At 69.7% G+C, this 13756-nt stretch carries 14 protein-coding genes, 1 tRNA gene and 1 pseudogene; 9 read left to right on the plus strand and 7 right to left on the minus strand.

Going from position 1 to position 13756, the window contains the following annotated elements:
* Positions 1–109 precede the first annotated feature (109 nt).
* Entirely contained in the window at positions 110–739 is a 630-nt protein-coding gene (locus tag IF73_RS0107435) for a DedA family protein (RefSeq protein ID WP_031004763.1), read from the plus strand.
* Here the strand turns inward: IF73_RS0107435 and IF73_RS0107440 are convergent.
* The gene (locus tag IF73_RS0107440; RefSeq protein WP_031004771.1) at positions 697–957 is read right to left on the minus strand and encodes a DUF2277 domain-containing protein; all 261 of its coding nucleotides are present in this window, start codon (positions 955–957) and stop codon (positions 697–699) included. The genes IF73_RS0107435 and IF73_RS0107440 overlap by 43 nt on opposite strands.
* Before the next feature lie 184 nt (positions 958–1141).
* Complete coding sequence (locus tag IF73_RS0107445; protein ID WP_078867975.1) at positions 1142–1363, minus strand: hypothetical protein; 222 nt, start codon at positions 1361–1363, stop codon at positions 1142–1144.
* A gap of 189 nt (positions 1364–1552) precedes the next feature.
* On the opposite strand from IF73_RS0107445, the gene IF73_RS0107450 reads away from it, so the two are divergent.
* Positions 1553–2311: a GntR family transcriptional regulator gene (locus IF73_RS0107450; RefSeq protein ID WP_031004775.1), complete on the plus strand. Its 759-nt coding sequence runs from the start codon at positions 1553–1555 to the stop codon at positions 2309–2311.
* Positions 2312–2324: 13 nt separating this feature from the next.
* Here the strand turns inward: IF73_RS0107450 and IF73_RS0107455 are convergent, their stop codons facing one another.
* A complete protein-coding gene (locus IF73_RS0107455) occupies positions 2325–2891 on the minus strand; it encodes a DUF4231 domain-containing protein (RefSeq protein WP_234338183.1) in 567 nt (188 codons plus the stop codon).
* Positions 2892–3028: 137 nt separating this feature from the next.
* Between IF73_RS0107455 and IF73_RS0107460 the strand changes: the two genes are divergently transcribed.
* Positions 3029–3295 carry a DUF6959 family protein gene (locus IF73_RS0107460; protein ID WP_031004779.1) on the plus strand — a complete coding sequence of 89 codons (267 nt, stop codon included), beginning with the start codon at positions 3029–3031 and terminating at the stop codon, positions 3293–3295.
* Between the two features lie 231 nt (positions 3296–3526).
* Here IF73_RS0107460 and IF73_RS0107465 read toward each other — a convergent pair whose 3' ends face one another.
* Positions 3527–3781 (minus strand): hypothetical protein, encoded by a 255-nt coding sequence (locus IF73_RS0107465; protein ID WP_051716605.1) that lies wholly within the window; start codon positions 3779–3781, stop codon positions 3527–3529.
* Between the two features lie 91 nt (positions 3782–3872).
* Here IF73_RS0107465 and IF73_RS40925 point away from each other — a divergent pair, with 91 nt between their 5' ends.
* The 4 genes and pseudogenes from IF73_RS40925 (at position 3873) to IF73_RS37540 (ending at position 8278) form a co-directional block, all read left to right on the plus strand.
* Positions 3873–4178, plus strand: coding sequence for a hypothetical protein (locus tag IF73_RS40925; protein ID WP_158821950.1), 306 nt, complete (start codon positions 3873–3875; stop codon positions 4176–4178).
* Positions 4165–4632 (plus strand): winged helix-turn-helix domain-containing protein, encoded by a 468-nt coding sequence (locus tag IF73_RS42705; RefSeq protein WP_324616068.1) that lies wholly within the window; start codon positions 4165–4167, stop codon positions 4630–4632. The genes IF73_RS40925 and IF73_RS42705 overlap by 14 nt, the downstream gene beginning before the upstream one ends.
* Before the next feature lie 239 nt (positions 4633–4871).
* On the plus strand, positions 4872–7091 hold the full coding sequence (locus IF73_RS0107470) for an AAA family ATPase (RefSeq protein ID WP_078867976.1): 2220 nt from the start codon (positions 4872–4874) through the stop codon (positions 7089–7091).
* Between the two features lie 37 nt (positions 7092–7128).
* Positions 7129–8278: pseudogene (locus IF73_RS37540) on the plus strand (tyrosine-type recombinase/integrase).
* A gap of 72 nt (positions 8279–8350) precedes the next feature.
* Here the strand turns inward: IF73_RS37540 and IF73_RS0107480 are convergent.
* Positions 8351–8425: transfer RNA gene (locus IF73_RS0107480), tRNA-Val, on the minus strand.
* A 52-nt stretch (positions 8426–8477) separates the two neighbouring features.
* On the opposite strand from IF73_RS0107480, the gene IF73_RS0107485 reads away from it, so the two are divergent.
* Together IF73_RS0107485 and IF73_RS0107490 are read left to right on the plus strand one after the other, a co-directional pair.
* Entirely contained in the window at positions 8478–9944 is a 1467-nt protein-coding gene (locus IF73_RS0107485) for a hypothetical protein (RefSeq protein WP_420706543.1), read from the plus strand.
* A gap of 116 nt (positions 9945–10060) precedes the next feature.
* Positions 10061–10273, plus strand: coding sequence for an FmdB family zinc ribbon protein (locus tag IF73_RS0107490; protein ID WP_031004787.1), 213 nt, complete (start codon positions 10061–10063; stop codon positions 10271–10273).
* Positions 10274–10276: 3 nt separating this feature from the next.
* Here IF73_RS0107490 and IF73_RS0107495 read toward each other — a convergent pair whose 3' ends face one another.
* The gene (locus tag IF73_RS0107495; protein ID WP_031004789.1) at positions 10277–11098 is read right to left on the minus strand and encodes a hypothetical protein; all 822 of its coding nucleotides are present in this window, start codon (positions 11096–11098) and stop codon (positions 10277–10279) included.
* Positions 11095–13752: a phosphoribosyltransferase gene (locus IF73_RS0107500; protein WP_037878525.1), complete on the minus strand. Its 2658-nt coding sequence runs from the start codon at positions 13750–13752 to the stop codon at positions 11095–11097. Before IF73_RS0107500 ends, IF73_RS0107495 begins: the two co-directional genes overlap by 4 nt.
* Between the last annotated feature and the right edge of the window lie 4 nt (positions 13753–13756).

Raw genomic sequence — 13756 nt, forward strand, 5'->3', positions numbered from 1 at the left:
CCCCGTCCCCTCCCCCGTTCCGCTCGCCCGTTCCGCTCGCCCCGGGCCCCCGCCGACACCCACCCGGCGGGGGCCCAGGTGTCGCCGCGTAGGCTCTGCCCCTGTGAATCTGCTCGACAGCATGGGCTCGCTGAGGTCGCTGACCGCGGGCCCGTGGATCTATCCGGTGGTGGCGACGTCGATCCTGCTCGACGTCTTTCTGCCCGTGCTGCCGAGCGGCTTCCTCGTGATCTCCGCCGCCACGGCCGCCTCCGCCTCCCTCGGCGCGGCCACGGCGCCCGCGGACGTCCCGTCCCTCCTGCCGCTGCTGCTCACCGCGGCGGCGGCCTCGATGCTCGGCGACTTCCTCGCGTACCGGCTGGCGCTCCGCGGTGGCCGGCGTCTGGACCGCGCGATAGCCCGCTCTCGCCGCCTCACCGTGGCGCGGGAACGTCTCGGCACCGCCCTGGCCCGGGGCGGCGGCGTGATCGTGGTCCTGGCGCGGTTCGCCCCGGCGGGCCGCTCGGTGGTCTCCCTGGGCGCGGGCGCGGCACGGCGACGCCCCGAGGAGTTCCTGCCCTGGTCGGCGCTGGCGGCGGTGATCTGGGCCTCGTACAGCGTGGGGCTCGGCTGGCTGGGCGGCGCGTGGCTGGGCGCGACCTGGTTCAGCGCGGGGGTCTCGACCCTGGCGCTGCTGCTGGCGGGCGGACTGGCCGGCTATGTCATACGCCGCCCGGGCGCGGCTCCGGCGACGTCCTGATGCCGGTGCGCTCCTCTCACCTCCAGGGTGGCGAGGAGCCGGGCGGTGGCGTCGGCGATCTCCTCGACGGCCCGGTCGAAGACCTCCCGGTTGTGCGCGGCGGGCGCACGGAAGCCGGAGACCTTGCGGACGTACTGGAGCGCGGCGGCGTGGATGTCGTCCTGGGTCGCCTCATGCGGCAGGACGGGCGGGCGGAGTGTCTTGATGCTGCGGCACATGCCTCCAGTGTGACCCGCACCACTGACAACGCGAGAACGGCACAGGACAGGCCGGGCACGGGCAGAGGCACAGGCATGGGCAGAGGCACAGGCACAGGCACAGGCAGAGGCAGAGGCACAGGCACGGGCAGAGGCACAGGCACAGCCCCCTAACTCCCCCCTCCCTCTCCCCCTCCCCAGGGACTCAGCTCAGCCCACGCCGACTGCGCGCGTTGATCTCGGCGGCGCGGGCGCGGAGCTCGCGCAGGGGCGTGGCGAGCTGGACGTCGCCGGGCTCGGCCTCCCACTCGGCCCCGCCGTGTACGGCGCGGATGAAGAAGCGCCCGGAGGCGCTCCGTACGAAGAATCCGACCCGCCCCGTGGCGGTGTCGCGGACGAGGTCGCCGACCTCGGGCACTGGCTGCACGCAACCCTCCGTCCCGTTCCTCATGCTGCATGGGGACACCCAGGGAAACGCGGAGACCCCGCCCTGTCAACGTATCTCTAGAGATGTCCCCCGATGGATGGATCGCGAGGGCGGGACGGCGCACACCTGTGCACCCTGGCCGCGGGGAGCCCCTTAGGGTGTCCCGCAGACGAAGGGAGTGGTCCACCCGTGACTGACCAGGAGGGCACCCGTCGGCCCAAGTACCAGCGCATCGCTGACGAGTTGAGGACGGCGATCCAGTCCGGCGACTTCGCGCCGGGCGACCGGCTCCCCGGCGAGAACGACCTCATGTCCACCTACGCGGTGGCCCGGATGACCGCCCGCCAGGCGCTCGCGGTGCTCCGCGGGGAGGGCCTCACGGAGGCCCGGAAGGGCGCCGGCGTCTTCGTCCGCGCCTTCCGCCCGCTGCGCCGCCGCGGCGTCGGGCGCCTCGCGGGTGAGGGCTGGGGCGGCGGCCGTTCGGTCTGGGCGGCGGAGATCGAGGACCGGGCCCTCGTCGTGGACCAGGTGACGGTGGCGGAGGAGGAGGCGGGGCCCCGGATCGCGCACGCCCTGAACCTGGCGCCGGACGACCCCGTCTGCGTCCGCAGCCGCCGCTTCGTCCTCGACGACAGGCCGGTCCTGCTCTCCGTCTCGTACCTCGCCGCGGAGCTGGTGCGCGGCACCGCCATCACCCGGCCGGACACGGGCCCGGGAGGCACGTACGCCCGCCTCGCCGAACTGGGCCACCGCCCGGTGCGCTTCCGCGAGGAGCTGCGCTGCCGCATGCCGACGGCCGACGAGACCGGTCGCCTGACCCTCCCGCCGGGCACCCCGGTGGTCCTCATCGGCCGCACGGCCTTCACGGAGCCGGGCAGACCGGTCGAGCTCAACGAGATGACCCTGGACGCGTCGTCCTACATCCTGGAGTACGACTTCGACGCGTGACTCCCGCCGACGCTCACCCCTCCCGGGGCGCGGGCACCCCGCCCCCCTCGCCCGCCTCACCCCCGGCCGGCTTCGCCGACCCGCCGCCGCCCTGCAGATCGGTACTGACCTGCCCGCCGAGCGTCATCACGTTCAACGTGGCGGCGTTCTCGTTGGCGATGGCCTTCTCGACCCGGGCGACGAGCAGACCGAACGCCTCCCGCTTCGACAGCTCCCGGTACGGCCCGACCCGCGCCTCGAAGTAGACCCGCTCGTGCCCGAGCAACTGCTCGGTGGACCGGTAGTTCTTCCACTGCTCGCGGTACCGGAAGACGCTCTCCAACGACACGGCGGCGACGACGACCACGCTCAGCACGGTCGCGGTCACCCGCGCGAACCCGGCATCCAGATTCACGAACACCGGCACGAGCGCCCCGCCGACGACGGAGACGGTCCGCATCCGCAGATGCATCGCCTTCATCCGCGTCGCCTTGACGTCGTACCACTCCTGATACTGCGCCAGCCGCCCCGCGACATACCGCTGCGCCGTCATGTCCCCCGCGCCCACCCCGACTTCAGGCGCATCCCCCACCTCAACCATCCCGGCAGTACACCCACCCCCAACCCCCCACGTCAACTCACCCCGGGCCCCGAAGGCGGTGACGCCCCGCTCCGATCACGCCTACCGTGGCTCCGACGAGCGGAACCACCGCAGACACAGTCCGAGACGGGGCACCGATGAAACGAGTAGAGGCCGAACTGCTCACCGACGGCGGCAACGACGCCGTGATCCGCCTCCCGAGCCGCACCTTCCCCGGTGTCCTGATCCAGGGGGACACCCTCAGCGCCCTCCGGAACGACGTCGCCGAACTGGTCGAACTGTGCGCCGCCGGCGACCTGGAAGAGGCGACCTACGTGGCCGGCCTCCTCCACGCCGACCTGAACGCGAAGCTCCAGCGCTACACGACAGCACTCGAAGCACACGGAATCCCGCGCCCCTTCTAACCCGCCCCTCACCGATCCGCCCGCCCCCGACCGGGTCCAACGGCACTGGCAGCCTCGCCAGCGAAGAGGCAACAAATGCCGAAGACCCCCAGCCAAGATCGACTGGGGGCCTTCGTCCCTGGTGGGCGCGGACGGTTTCGAACCGCCGACATCCGCTTTGCAAGCTCGTGCGGGTCACGGCCGACGAGGGGCAACCCCCGCTCGCGTACGAAGGGCCGTGCAGAGCTGCTGTCATCCACCGTCGTTGATGTCAGATTTGGATGTGGATGTCACCTGTCGCCGGTCCGCGAACGGCCGCCGATAGTCCGCAGCCTCCCCGACCGGTGGATAGTCCCTGACGAAACTCACGTAGACGGGGTGCTCAGGGTGCCCGGCCTCCATCCTCAGGGAGATGTCCACCTCGTGGTTGGCGAACCGGTGCAGGTACTGGACGAACAGCTCCAGCTCCTCGTCGGACAGCCGCTCGTCGAGCCGCTCGTTGTGCATGCCACCCCCGCTACCGACCGATCGACAGGGTCGGACAATACCCGAGCCAAACACACAGGCGGCTCGTGGGCGCCACCGCTACCGTGCGGGTATGAAGCGCGGACGAAAGCACTGGCGGCACGGCTTCGGGGCACCGAAGACGTTCGTTCTGTACCGCACGCCTGACGTGTGGCGCTGTGCCATGTACTTCTCCGGCGCCATCGTCGACGGTTACCTCGCCCAGCCCAGCGCCGACAGCGAACCCGGCGCAGCCCAGTCAGCCGCACACGGCAAGGCCGAGGACCTGGCCGGCCGACCGCTGACGATCTCCTGGGAGTCAAGCGACGAACCAGGTTGGTGGACGGGAACCATCACGACCGAACCCGTGGACCTGACACCTGACTGTGCTGCCGGTTGATGGAGGATCACGCAGAGGGCTGCGAATCTGCCTCCAGCTCCGCACGCTCCAAGGCTGCGATTGTCCTGCGTCGCCATCGAACAACCACAAACGCCCCGATCACCGTCACCAGCAATGTGCCCATCACAGCGCCCCAGGCGTCCGCACCCAGATCACCACCGGCCACCTCAAGCCCGGAGACTGCCTCCCCTCGGAACCAAAGCTGGCCGCCCACCACACGGTCAGCACGCCGACGATCCGCCAGGCCCTAGCCCTCCTCCAGCCCGAAGGGCTCATCGAGAAGCCCACGGCAAGGGCAACTGCGTCCGCCCCCCTTCACAGACTCACGCGTGCGGGAGAGAAACTTCGAGGACTACTGACAACGGACCTGACGAGAACTCTCCATGCCGTGCTCCGCGTGGCTACAAGCCGGGGCGCTCGCCTGATGGCAACACACGGCAACGACCGTTGCTGAGCGGGTCGAGGTTCCTACCTCTTGGTGACCCTCTGCGTCGGCCGCACCCACGCAGGGGGCTCAGAGACCTTGACGCCCCACCAACCCTTGATCGGCGGCTCGATTGCCGGGTGGGGCTACGGAGGCGGTCTCGATGCCGAGGCGACCGACGAAGATCCCTACACAGTATGAGAGGCAACAAGAGTCACCGCTGACGTTCTTACCCAACCAGACCTCAACCACCATGTCTCATCGATACGATGACCGACACAGTGCAGGGGTGTACACGAGGGGGGAACGTGCGGCTCGATTCTATCCACGCTCAAGGATTCCGCAGCCTTCAGGACGTCACGCTAAGCGACTGCGGCGAGCTTAATGTCCTGATCGGAAAGAACAACTCCGGAAAATCGAATCTCCTTTCCGCCGTAAGATTCTTCTTCGATTTCTTCAATCCTGCCGGAGAAGTCGTTAGTGTTTCACCGGCGATTTTCCGCGAAACCGACTGGAATAGGCAGAGTAACGACAAGGTCGTGACTTTTGATGTCAATCTGTCACTGAATGAACAGGAGATAGCTCACCTCAAGGAGGACATCGCAAGCGAAGCAGCCCAGCTGCGTAATGCCCTGTTCACCTCCACCGATGAAACTGGCGTATCGATCACTCTCACTTTCGATGGGAGAGAGGATCCGATTGGGTATGTTAGCAGGATCGCCTTTCTTTCCGGCAAGTCGAACGGAAACGCCATCTTTAGCATGGGGGAGGATTCGGCCTCAGAGATCGCGCTAAATGTTCGCCGCCTCAACCAGGCCAGGGAGGAGATCGAAGCGCTCAATATAGTCATGGAGGGAATTCGCGAGGAAGAGTTCCAGATGGCTAAGGACTTGGGTGTCGCATACTCACTTCGAGGCCGGCGCAATTCCCTTAGCGGCGCGCAACTCCGAGCGCTTGATCAGACCATTAAGAACAGCTCATCCGCTGACGAATTCTATCAGATCTGCCGCAGTAAGGTGTCCCAGCTTACCGCCGTGATGGAATCCGTAGAGAGGGCCGAGATCACCAAGCCTGTAAACATCTTCTCGGGTGAGTCGACGACGGTTCCCAACTATGTCACCGCTCTTGTATCGAGGATCTCGAATCTGCGCGTTCATCACCTTTCGGAACAGCGGAATCCCATTGGTCCCGCAGAGGCCGCGAAGATTCTTCGACTGAAGACGAGTCGAGGGCACGGCGCTGTACTCAATGGCATTCAGTCCGTAGTGTCTACTCTGCTTGGCGTCCAAATCGACGCATTTAGCTCTGACGAAGCCCCCCGTCGGGGCATGCAGCCGGTCGCTGAGCTCGATGTGGATGATTTCCTTGTGCAGGTCAACGGTTCTGGCGTTAGAGAGGCTTTGCGCCTCATCCTGGATTACGAGTTCGAGAAGCCGCAAGTACTGCTCGTGGAGGAACCGGAGGTTCACCTTCATCCTGCTCTAGAGACGGCCCTGATGCAGTATCTGCGAAACGTTAGTCAAAAGTGTCAGGTATTCCTGACCACTCATTCGACGAATTTTCTGGATGTTGGCGCCCTCAAGAACGTCTACATGGTAGCGAAAGCGCCGGAGACGTCGGTTCGCCTTCTCGATATGCCTGAGGCCGAGGAGGTAATTCCTCAAGAATTGGGAATCCGGCTCAGCTCTCTCTTTATGTATGATCGCCTAGTGTTCATTGAAGGGCCTTCTGATGAGCAGATTCTCCGCATCTTTGCGGAGACTCTAAACGTTAGCCTCGCTCGAGCGTCTGTCGGATTCGTTACCACTGGCGGGGCGAGAAACTTCACGCATTTTGCGACCTCTTCGACTCTATCCTTCCTTGGGAAAAGAAATGTGAAGACCACATTCATCCTGGATCGCGACGAAAGGACGGGAGAAGATCTGGAGAAGATGAGGGGACAGATTTCCGGACTGAGCGAATTGGTAGTTCTAAGCATGCGTGAGATGGAGAATTATCTAATTGATGCTCGCACCCTGGCTCGGTATCTGGCAATCCGGACAGACGGCGCGGTTCAAGTGACTCAGGAGCAGGTGCAGGAAAGGATCGACGCCGCGTGCCAGGATCTCCGGAATGTGGCTATTGAGAGGCGGGCTCTCAAGGAGATCTGCTCTCCGATCTATCCACGCAGGGAAAATGTCATCAAGCGCGACTCCGGGGAGGACTTCCTCGCGGCGGCCGAGGCAGAACTTGATGCAGTGATTTTCTCCGTGCAGAAGCTCCGGGATGAGTTGGCGGAGACCCTTGAGTCGGCGGGACGGGCTGTCGAATCGCAGTGGGACTCCAGTAAGGTTTCGCTAATTCCTGGAGATGAGATCCTCAAGCATGTGTTTTCCTCCTATGGGATCTCCTTCAATAAGCGCAAGGATTCAATCAGGATTGCCACAATTATGTCGCGTGAGGAAATTCCAAGCGAAATGGCTGGGGTTGTCCGAGGTTTGGTGACGTAGGGGCTTCTGCTGTCAAGGTCGGCGGAGCGGCTTAAGCTTGCGGCGCGTCGGGCAGGTTGAGGGACCTGCCCGTCCCAACGGCGCTGGCACCATCACCCGGCGGTCCGACGGCCGCTATCAGGCTGCCGTCTACGTCCTCCAGCCCGACGGCATGCGGGCCCGGAAGTTCGCCTACGGCAAGACCTGGGCCGAGTGCGACGCCAAGCGCCGCGCGTTGCTCGACAAGGTCGACAACGGCGTTCCCGTACCGACCCGTTCGATGAAGCTCTCCGAGTGGCTGCCGTACTGGCTGGACAACATCGTCAAGCCGCGGCCAAGTACGAGGTGCACGTCCGGCTCTACCTCGTCGGCGACGCCGACGCGGGTCCAAGCGGCTGGAATCCCTCGGCGTCGCCGACGTCCGGCGCTTCCTCGCCCAGTTGGAGAAGAAGACCAGCGCCGCCACCGCCAAGGAGTCGCACCGCGTCCTCCGCACCGCCCTCACCGCCGCCTGCCGTGAGGAGCTGGTGAGCCGGAACGTCGCGACGCTCGTCGAGCCGCCGACCGTCGCCGCCCGGGAGCTCTCCCCCTGGTCCCTGAACGAGACGCTCGACTTCCTCGCCGCCGCCCGGAAGGACCCGCTGTACGCCGCCTTCGTGCTCGCCATCGCCCTCGGCTTCCGCCGCGGGGAGGTCGTCGGCCTCCGCTGGGAGAACGTCGACCTCGACAAGCGGGAGATCCGGGTCAGGACGCAGCGGCAGCGGGTGGCCGGTGAGGTGTACGAGGACGACCCCAAGGGGCGTCGGCGCAAGCAGACGCTTCCCCTCCCCGCGATCTGCGTCGCTCCCCTGCGGTGGCAGCGTCTCAAGCAGGCCGCCGCCCGGGAGCGTGCCGGGGAGACGTGGACGGAGACCGGGTACGTCTTCACCCCCCGCACCGGCCAGCCCATCGAGTCGCGCAACCTCTACCGCTCGTTCACCCGCGTCGCGAAGAACGCCGGTCTCCGCGTCGTCCGGCTCCACGACGCCCGGCACGGCACGGCAACGCTCCTCACCGCTGCCGGCGTCCCGCCCCGCGTCGTGATGGAGATCCTCGGACACAGCCAGATCGCCGTGACGATGAACGTGTACACGCACGTCGTCCAGGACACGCAGCGGGAGGCCGTGGGTCACGTGGATCGGCTGCTCAGGAGCCGTCCCCGGTCGTGATCGACCGCTCCCGTTGATGTCAGAAATAGATGTCAAAGGCCCCTCGCCATGATCAGCGAGGGGCCTTTGCACTGGTGGGCGCGGACGGTTTCGAACCGCCGACATCTGCTTTGTAAGAGCAGCGCTCTACCCCTGAGCTACGCACCCTTGGGAGAAGGCAACAGCCTACACGGAGGGGATGGGCGGATCGCAAACGCGTATGGGAGGGGCGGGGCGCGAACTGATCGGGTCGTGTGTTCGTCCTCAGGGGGTGGGAGAATGGGCGTCCGGACGGCCGGGCACTTCGGAGACAGCGCGGGAGAGGGACGTGGCGAGCGATGTGAGGGGTGGGGCGGCGTCCGGGGGCGGTTCGGTGGTGGGGCTCGTGCTGGTGTTGCCGGTGCTCGTCGGGGCGCTGTTGCCGCTGTCGTTCGCCGGCGGGGGTGGTCGCCGGTGGTTCGGCGGGGGGCGTCAGGAGGGGCAGCGGGCGGAGGCGCAGGCGGCGAAGGACGCGGCGGCCGCGGCGTTCTACGAGCTCGACACCGCCCAGCGGGGGCTGCGGATCACCATAGAGACGATCACGGCCGTCGACGGGTCCCCCGAGGCCCGGCGGGCCGTCGAGCAGTTCGCGGCGCTGGGGCGGCGGATCGACGAGGTGTCGCACGCGTACATCTCCGCGGTCGACGCCCATGATCTCGACCGGGACGAGCTCGACGCCGGGACCGCCCAGCGGGCCCGGGGCGAGCTGGTGCGGGCGCGGGAGGAGCTGGAGCGGGTCAAGGGGGAGCTCGACCGGTTCGAGAGCGGGCTGGCGCCGTTGCTCGGGCGGGCGGAGACGCAGCTGGCGCGGCTCGCGCCGGCCGTGGAGCGGGCCCGGCAGGCGCTGCGCGGGGCGAGCGAGGCGCTCGACTCCGTGCGGGGGACGGGGCTGCGGGCGGACGATCTGGCCGCGCGGCTCGCGGCGCTCGGGCCCGAGCTGACCCGGCTCAACGAGGGGGCCGGGCGGCACGGGGTCGCCGAGACGCTGGAGCGGGCCGACCGGGTGCTGCGGGATGCCGAGGCGGTACGGGCCGAGGCCGAGCGGCTGCCGGAGCGGGCCGCGGAGATCGACAAGCGGCTGGTGTCGCTGCGGACCCGGGCACAGGCGCTGACGACCCGCGCGGAGGCCGTCGAGCCGGTCCTCTCCGAGCTGCGCCGGCGGTACTCCGCCGCCTGCTGGCAGGACCTCCAGCACGTGCCGGAGCAGGCCGCCGGGGCCGTACGGCAGGCCGAGGAGCGGCTCGCGGAGGCCGCGGTCGCCCGGGCCGAGCAGCGGTGGCCGGACGCCACGGCGCTGCTGTCGACCGTACGCGCGCTGCTCGACACCACCGGGGAGGCCGTGTCCGCGGCCGGTGACCGGCTGCGGCGGCTGGACGCGGTCGCCAAGGACCCGACGGCGGAGACGGACCGGGCGAGGTTCGCGGTACGGGACGCGCAGCGGCTGGCCATGGAGGGCCGCAGCCGGCCCGATCCGCGGCACGCCGGCCCCCTCGACGAGGCCGTGGCGCGGATCGAGCGGGCCGTGGAGGGGCTCGAAGGGCGCCACCCCGACTACTGGCACTTCCTGATGGAGCTGGAGGCGGTACGGGCCGAGGCCGCCCGGGTCGTCGCCGCCATCCGTGAGGAGCGCGGCGCGGGGGCCCACTAGCCGCCGCGCGGGGGCCACTAGCCATGATGCGGGGGTCCAGTAGGCACCGTGCGGGCCCACTAGCGGTGGTGCGGGGGTCCGGTAGCCACCGTGCGGGGGCCTACTAGCCTGGGGGCATGCCTCGTTACGAATACCGCTGCCGCACCTGTGGTGACACCTTCGAGCTGAGCCGGCCGATGGCCGAGTCCTCGGCGCCCGCCTCCTGCCCCGCCGGGCACGACGACACCGTGAAGCTGCTGTCGGCCGTGGCCGTCGGCGGGACGGCCACGGGCGGTCCCGCGGCCCCCGCCGGCGGTGGTGGCTGCTGCGGCGGGGGCTGCTGCGGCTGACCCTCAGGACAGCGCGGCCGCCCTGAAGCGGCGGAGGATCTCCTCGCCCGCCGCGACGCCCCGCTCCGCGAGGACGTCGAGGTGGGGGGCGGTCCAGTCGGTGTCGGCGAGTTCGCCGTGGCCCGGGCGCCAGGCCCGGTCCGCGGCGAGCAGCAGGTCGGCGTCGAGGAGCGAGTCGCCGGCGGCGAGGGTGAGCGCGGCGCCGGTGCGCCGGGCGACCTCGCGGACGGCGGCGCTCTTCGTCAGCGGCTTCGGCACCGCGTACACCTTGCGGCCCTGGAGGGAGACCGTCCAGCCGCGGTCGCCGGCCCAGGCGCCGAAGCGGTCCAGCCAGTCCTCCGGGAGCCGTTCCCGCTCGACGACCAGATAGGCGAAGAGGTCCTCGGCGACCCGGTGCTTGCGCACCCAGGAGAGGTCCGTGGTCGCGGTGAGGTAGGCGCGGATCTCGGAGAGCGGGGCGCACTCGTCGGCGAGCCTGCGGATGACGGAGGCGTGCCAGTCGGCGTCGGTGACGCCGTCGACGAGGATGTGCCCGCCGTTGGCGCAGATCGCGTACTTCGGTGTGCTGCCGGGGAGTTGGATGCGCTGGTACTGCTTGCGCGTCCGGGTCGTGGTGGGCACGAAGACGGTCTCGGCGGTGAGCCGCGCGAGGAGTTCGGCGGCCTCCTCGGTCATGTACGAGAGCGGCTTGGACTCGTGGACCTCGACGCACAGCAGCCGGGGCGCCTGGGCGTCGGGCATGCCGAGGGCGAGGGCCGCGGTCGAGTAGATGAGGGTGCGGTCGAGGTCGCTGGCCACCAGGGTGGCGGTCGAGGGGGTGCTCATCGGGACACCACCGCCTTGCCGTCGGCGCCTGTCGCACCCCTGGTGTACTGGGGGTGGATCAGGCCCACGCAGGTGTACGGGAGGTCGTCGACCTCCTCCACCGGGACGCCGCGCTGTTCGGCGAGGAGGCGGACGTGGGCGAGGTCGGCGCCGGCGCCGCGCTTCGCGAGGATCTTCCAGGGGACGCGCCGGAGGAGGACGCGGGTGGTCTCGCCGACGCCGGGCTTGACGAGGTTGACGTCGTGGATGCCGTACTCCTCGCTGATCCGCTCGACGGCCGCCCAGCCCTCCCAGGTGGGGGTGCGGTCGGCGGCGAGGAGGTCCTTGACGTCGGTGTCGACGGTGTCGGCGACCTCGTCGAAGCGGGCCTCGACGGCGTCGAGGAAGGCGTTCGAGACGTCGGCGCCGGCCAGGTCGCGGTAGAACTTGGCGCCGTGGAAGTCGGCCGCGCCGACCAGGTCGGAGCGGAGCACCGTACGCGATATCAGGCCGGAGACGGTCGAGTTGAGGCAGGCGGAGGGGATGAGGAAGTCCTCGCGGGTGCCGTAGGTGCGGACGCAGGAGCCGGGGTCGGCGAGGACCGCGATCTCCGGGTCGAAGCCGGCGAACTCCTCCGACTCCCGCAGGGCGGCGGCGAGTTCGCGGGTGATGGCGCCCTTGCCGGTCCAGCCGTCGACGAAGACGACGTCGGCCGGGTCGTGGTGGGCGGCGAGCCAGCGCAGGGCGTTGGCGTCGATGCCGCGGCCGCGGACGATGGAGACGGCGTAGTGGGGCAGGTCGAGGCCGTGGCGGTGGTGGGCCCAGCGGCGCATGAGGACGCCGACGGGGGTGCCGGCGCGGGCGAGGGAGACGAGGACCGGGCGGCCGGACCGCTCGGCGAGGACGGTCTCGGTGACGGTGCCGACGGCGTGGGCGATGCGGGCGGCGGAGGTCTCCAGGGCCGCGTGGAAGAGCTCCTGGTAGCGGGCGCTGGGCTGGTACTCGACGGGCAGCGACTCGGCGTAGTGGGCGCCGCCGCGCTGGATGGCTTCCTCGCGTTCCTCGGTGGGCGCCTCCAGTTCGACGTCCGAGAGGTCCTGGAGCAGCCAGCCGACCTCCTCGGGGGCGTACGAGGAGAAGGCGGGGCCGCGGAGGGGCTCGGGCAGCATGGAGCTCCTTTCGGGAGCTTCGGGTCCGGTCGCTTCGGATGCGGTGGCGGAGACCGCGGACCCGAACGCGTCGGACGCGGTGGCGGAAGCCACGGATCCGGTCGCTTCGGGCATGGTCTCGGCGACCGCGGATCCGGTCGCTTCGGACACGGTCTCGGCGACCGCGGATCCGGTCGCCTCGGACGCGGTGGCGGCGACCGGTTCCACGGCCGCCCGCGGTTGCGGTGCGTACGAGGGGACGACCGCCAGGACGACGTGCGGGATGTGGGCGGCGAGCTGGGCCAGCAGGCCCTCGGGGGCGTGCAGCTCGGGGGTGTCGGCGGTCGAGTCGACGACGGCGACGACGGCGTCGTAGCCGCCGCCGGCCACGTTGTAGGCGTAGCGCTCGCCGGGCCCGTCGGCGGGGTCGTCGTGGGCGGGGAAGACGAGCCGGGTGCGGATGGCGTAGCCGGGGTCGTCGACGGCGAGGACGGGTGAGCGGGTGGTGGTGGAGTAGCGGACGTCGAGTCCGGCGTCCTCCAGGGCGCCGGCGAGCCGCAGCGGCGCGTACATCAGCTCCTCGAAGCCGAGGACGAGTACCCGGGGGGCCTCGCCGCCGGGGGCGTCGGCCGCGCTCACGTCCAGCGCCTCGGTGAGGGCCCGGGTCATCGCCGGCAGGGCGGTCTCCAGGCGGGCGCGGTGGGCGGGGGTGAAGCCGTGCCGGCCGCCGTCGGGGAGGTCCGCGGGCCAGTCGAGGTCGACGCGTACGGGGGTGGCGACGGCGGCGAAGCCGCCGCGGGAGCGCGGGGCGGGGGCCGTGCCGGGGGCGGGCTCGTGCCGGGCGACCAGCTCCTGGCCCTTCTCCAGGACGCCGGCGGGGAGGCCGACGGTGCCGGCGGCGAGGCTGACGAGGTCGACGCGGGCGCCGATCTCCTCGGCGAAGCCGGTGAGGCGGTCGCGGTCGGCGGGGCCGCGCATGTCGACCAGGGCGACGACGACGTACCGGTCGCGGGGGTAGCGCTCGTGCAGGCCGCGGATGGTGTTGAGGACGGTGTTGCCGGTGGAGAACTCGTCGTCGACGAGGACCAGCGGTCCCTTGCCCGCCAGCAGCTCCGGGTCCTCCGGGAGCAGCAGGTGGGAGGTGGCGTGCGAGTGGGACTCCTCGAAGCCGCCGGCGGTGGTGACGCCGGCGACGGGGCGGCGGGTGGAGTGGAGGTAGGGGGCGGTGCCGAGGCCGTCGGCGACGGCGTGGCCGAGGGCGGTGGCGGTCTCCGCGTAGCCGAGGACGACGGCCTGTGCGGCCTCGTCGGCGCCGAGGAGCTCCCGGACGCGCAGGCCGAGGCCGAGGCCGGAGCCGTACACGACGGAGGGGTGCTGCGGCACGTGCTTGCCGAGCACGCTGGAGACGAGCAGGTGGGCCCGCTTGGGGTTGCGGCGCAGGGCGAGGCCCAGGAGGGCGGTCAGCTCCTCGTCGCCGGCCAGCTCGACGCCGAGCCGCTCCGCGACCCATGTTCCGGTCCACACCACGTCG

Origin of the sequence: Streptomyces sp. NRRL F-5727, assembly GCF_000719555.1 — a bacterium.
GTDB lineage: Bacteria > Actinomycetota > Actinomycetes > Streptomycetales > Streptomycetaceae > Streptomyces.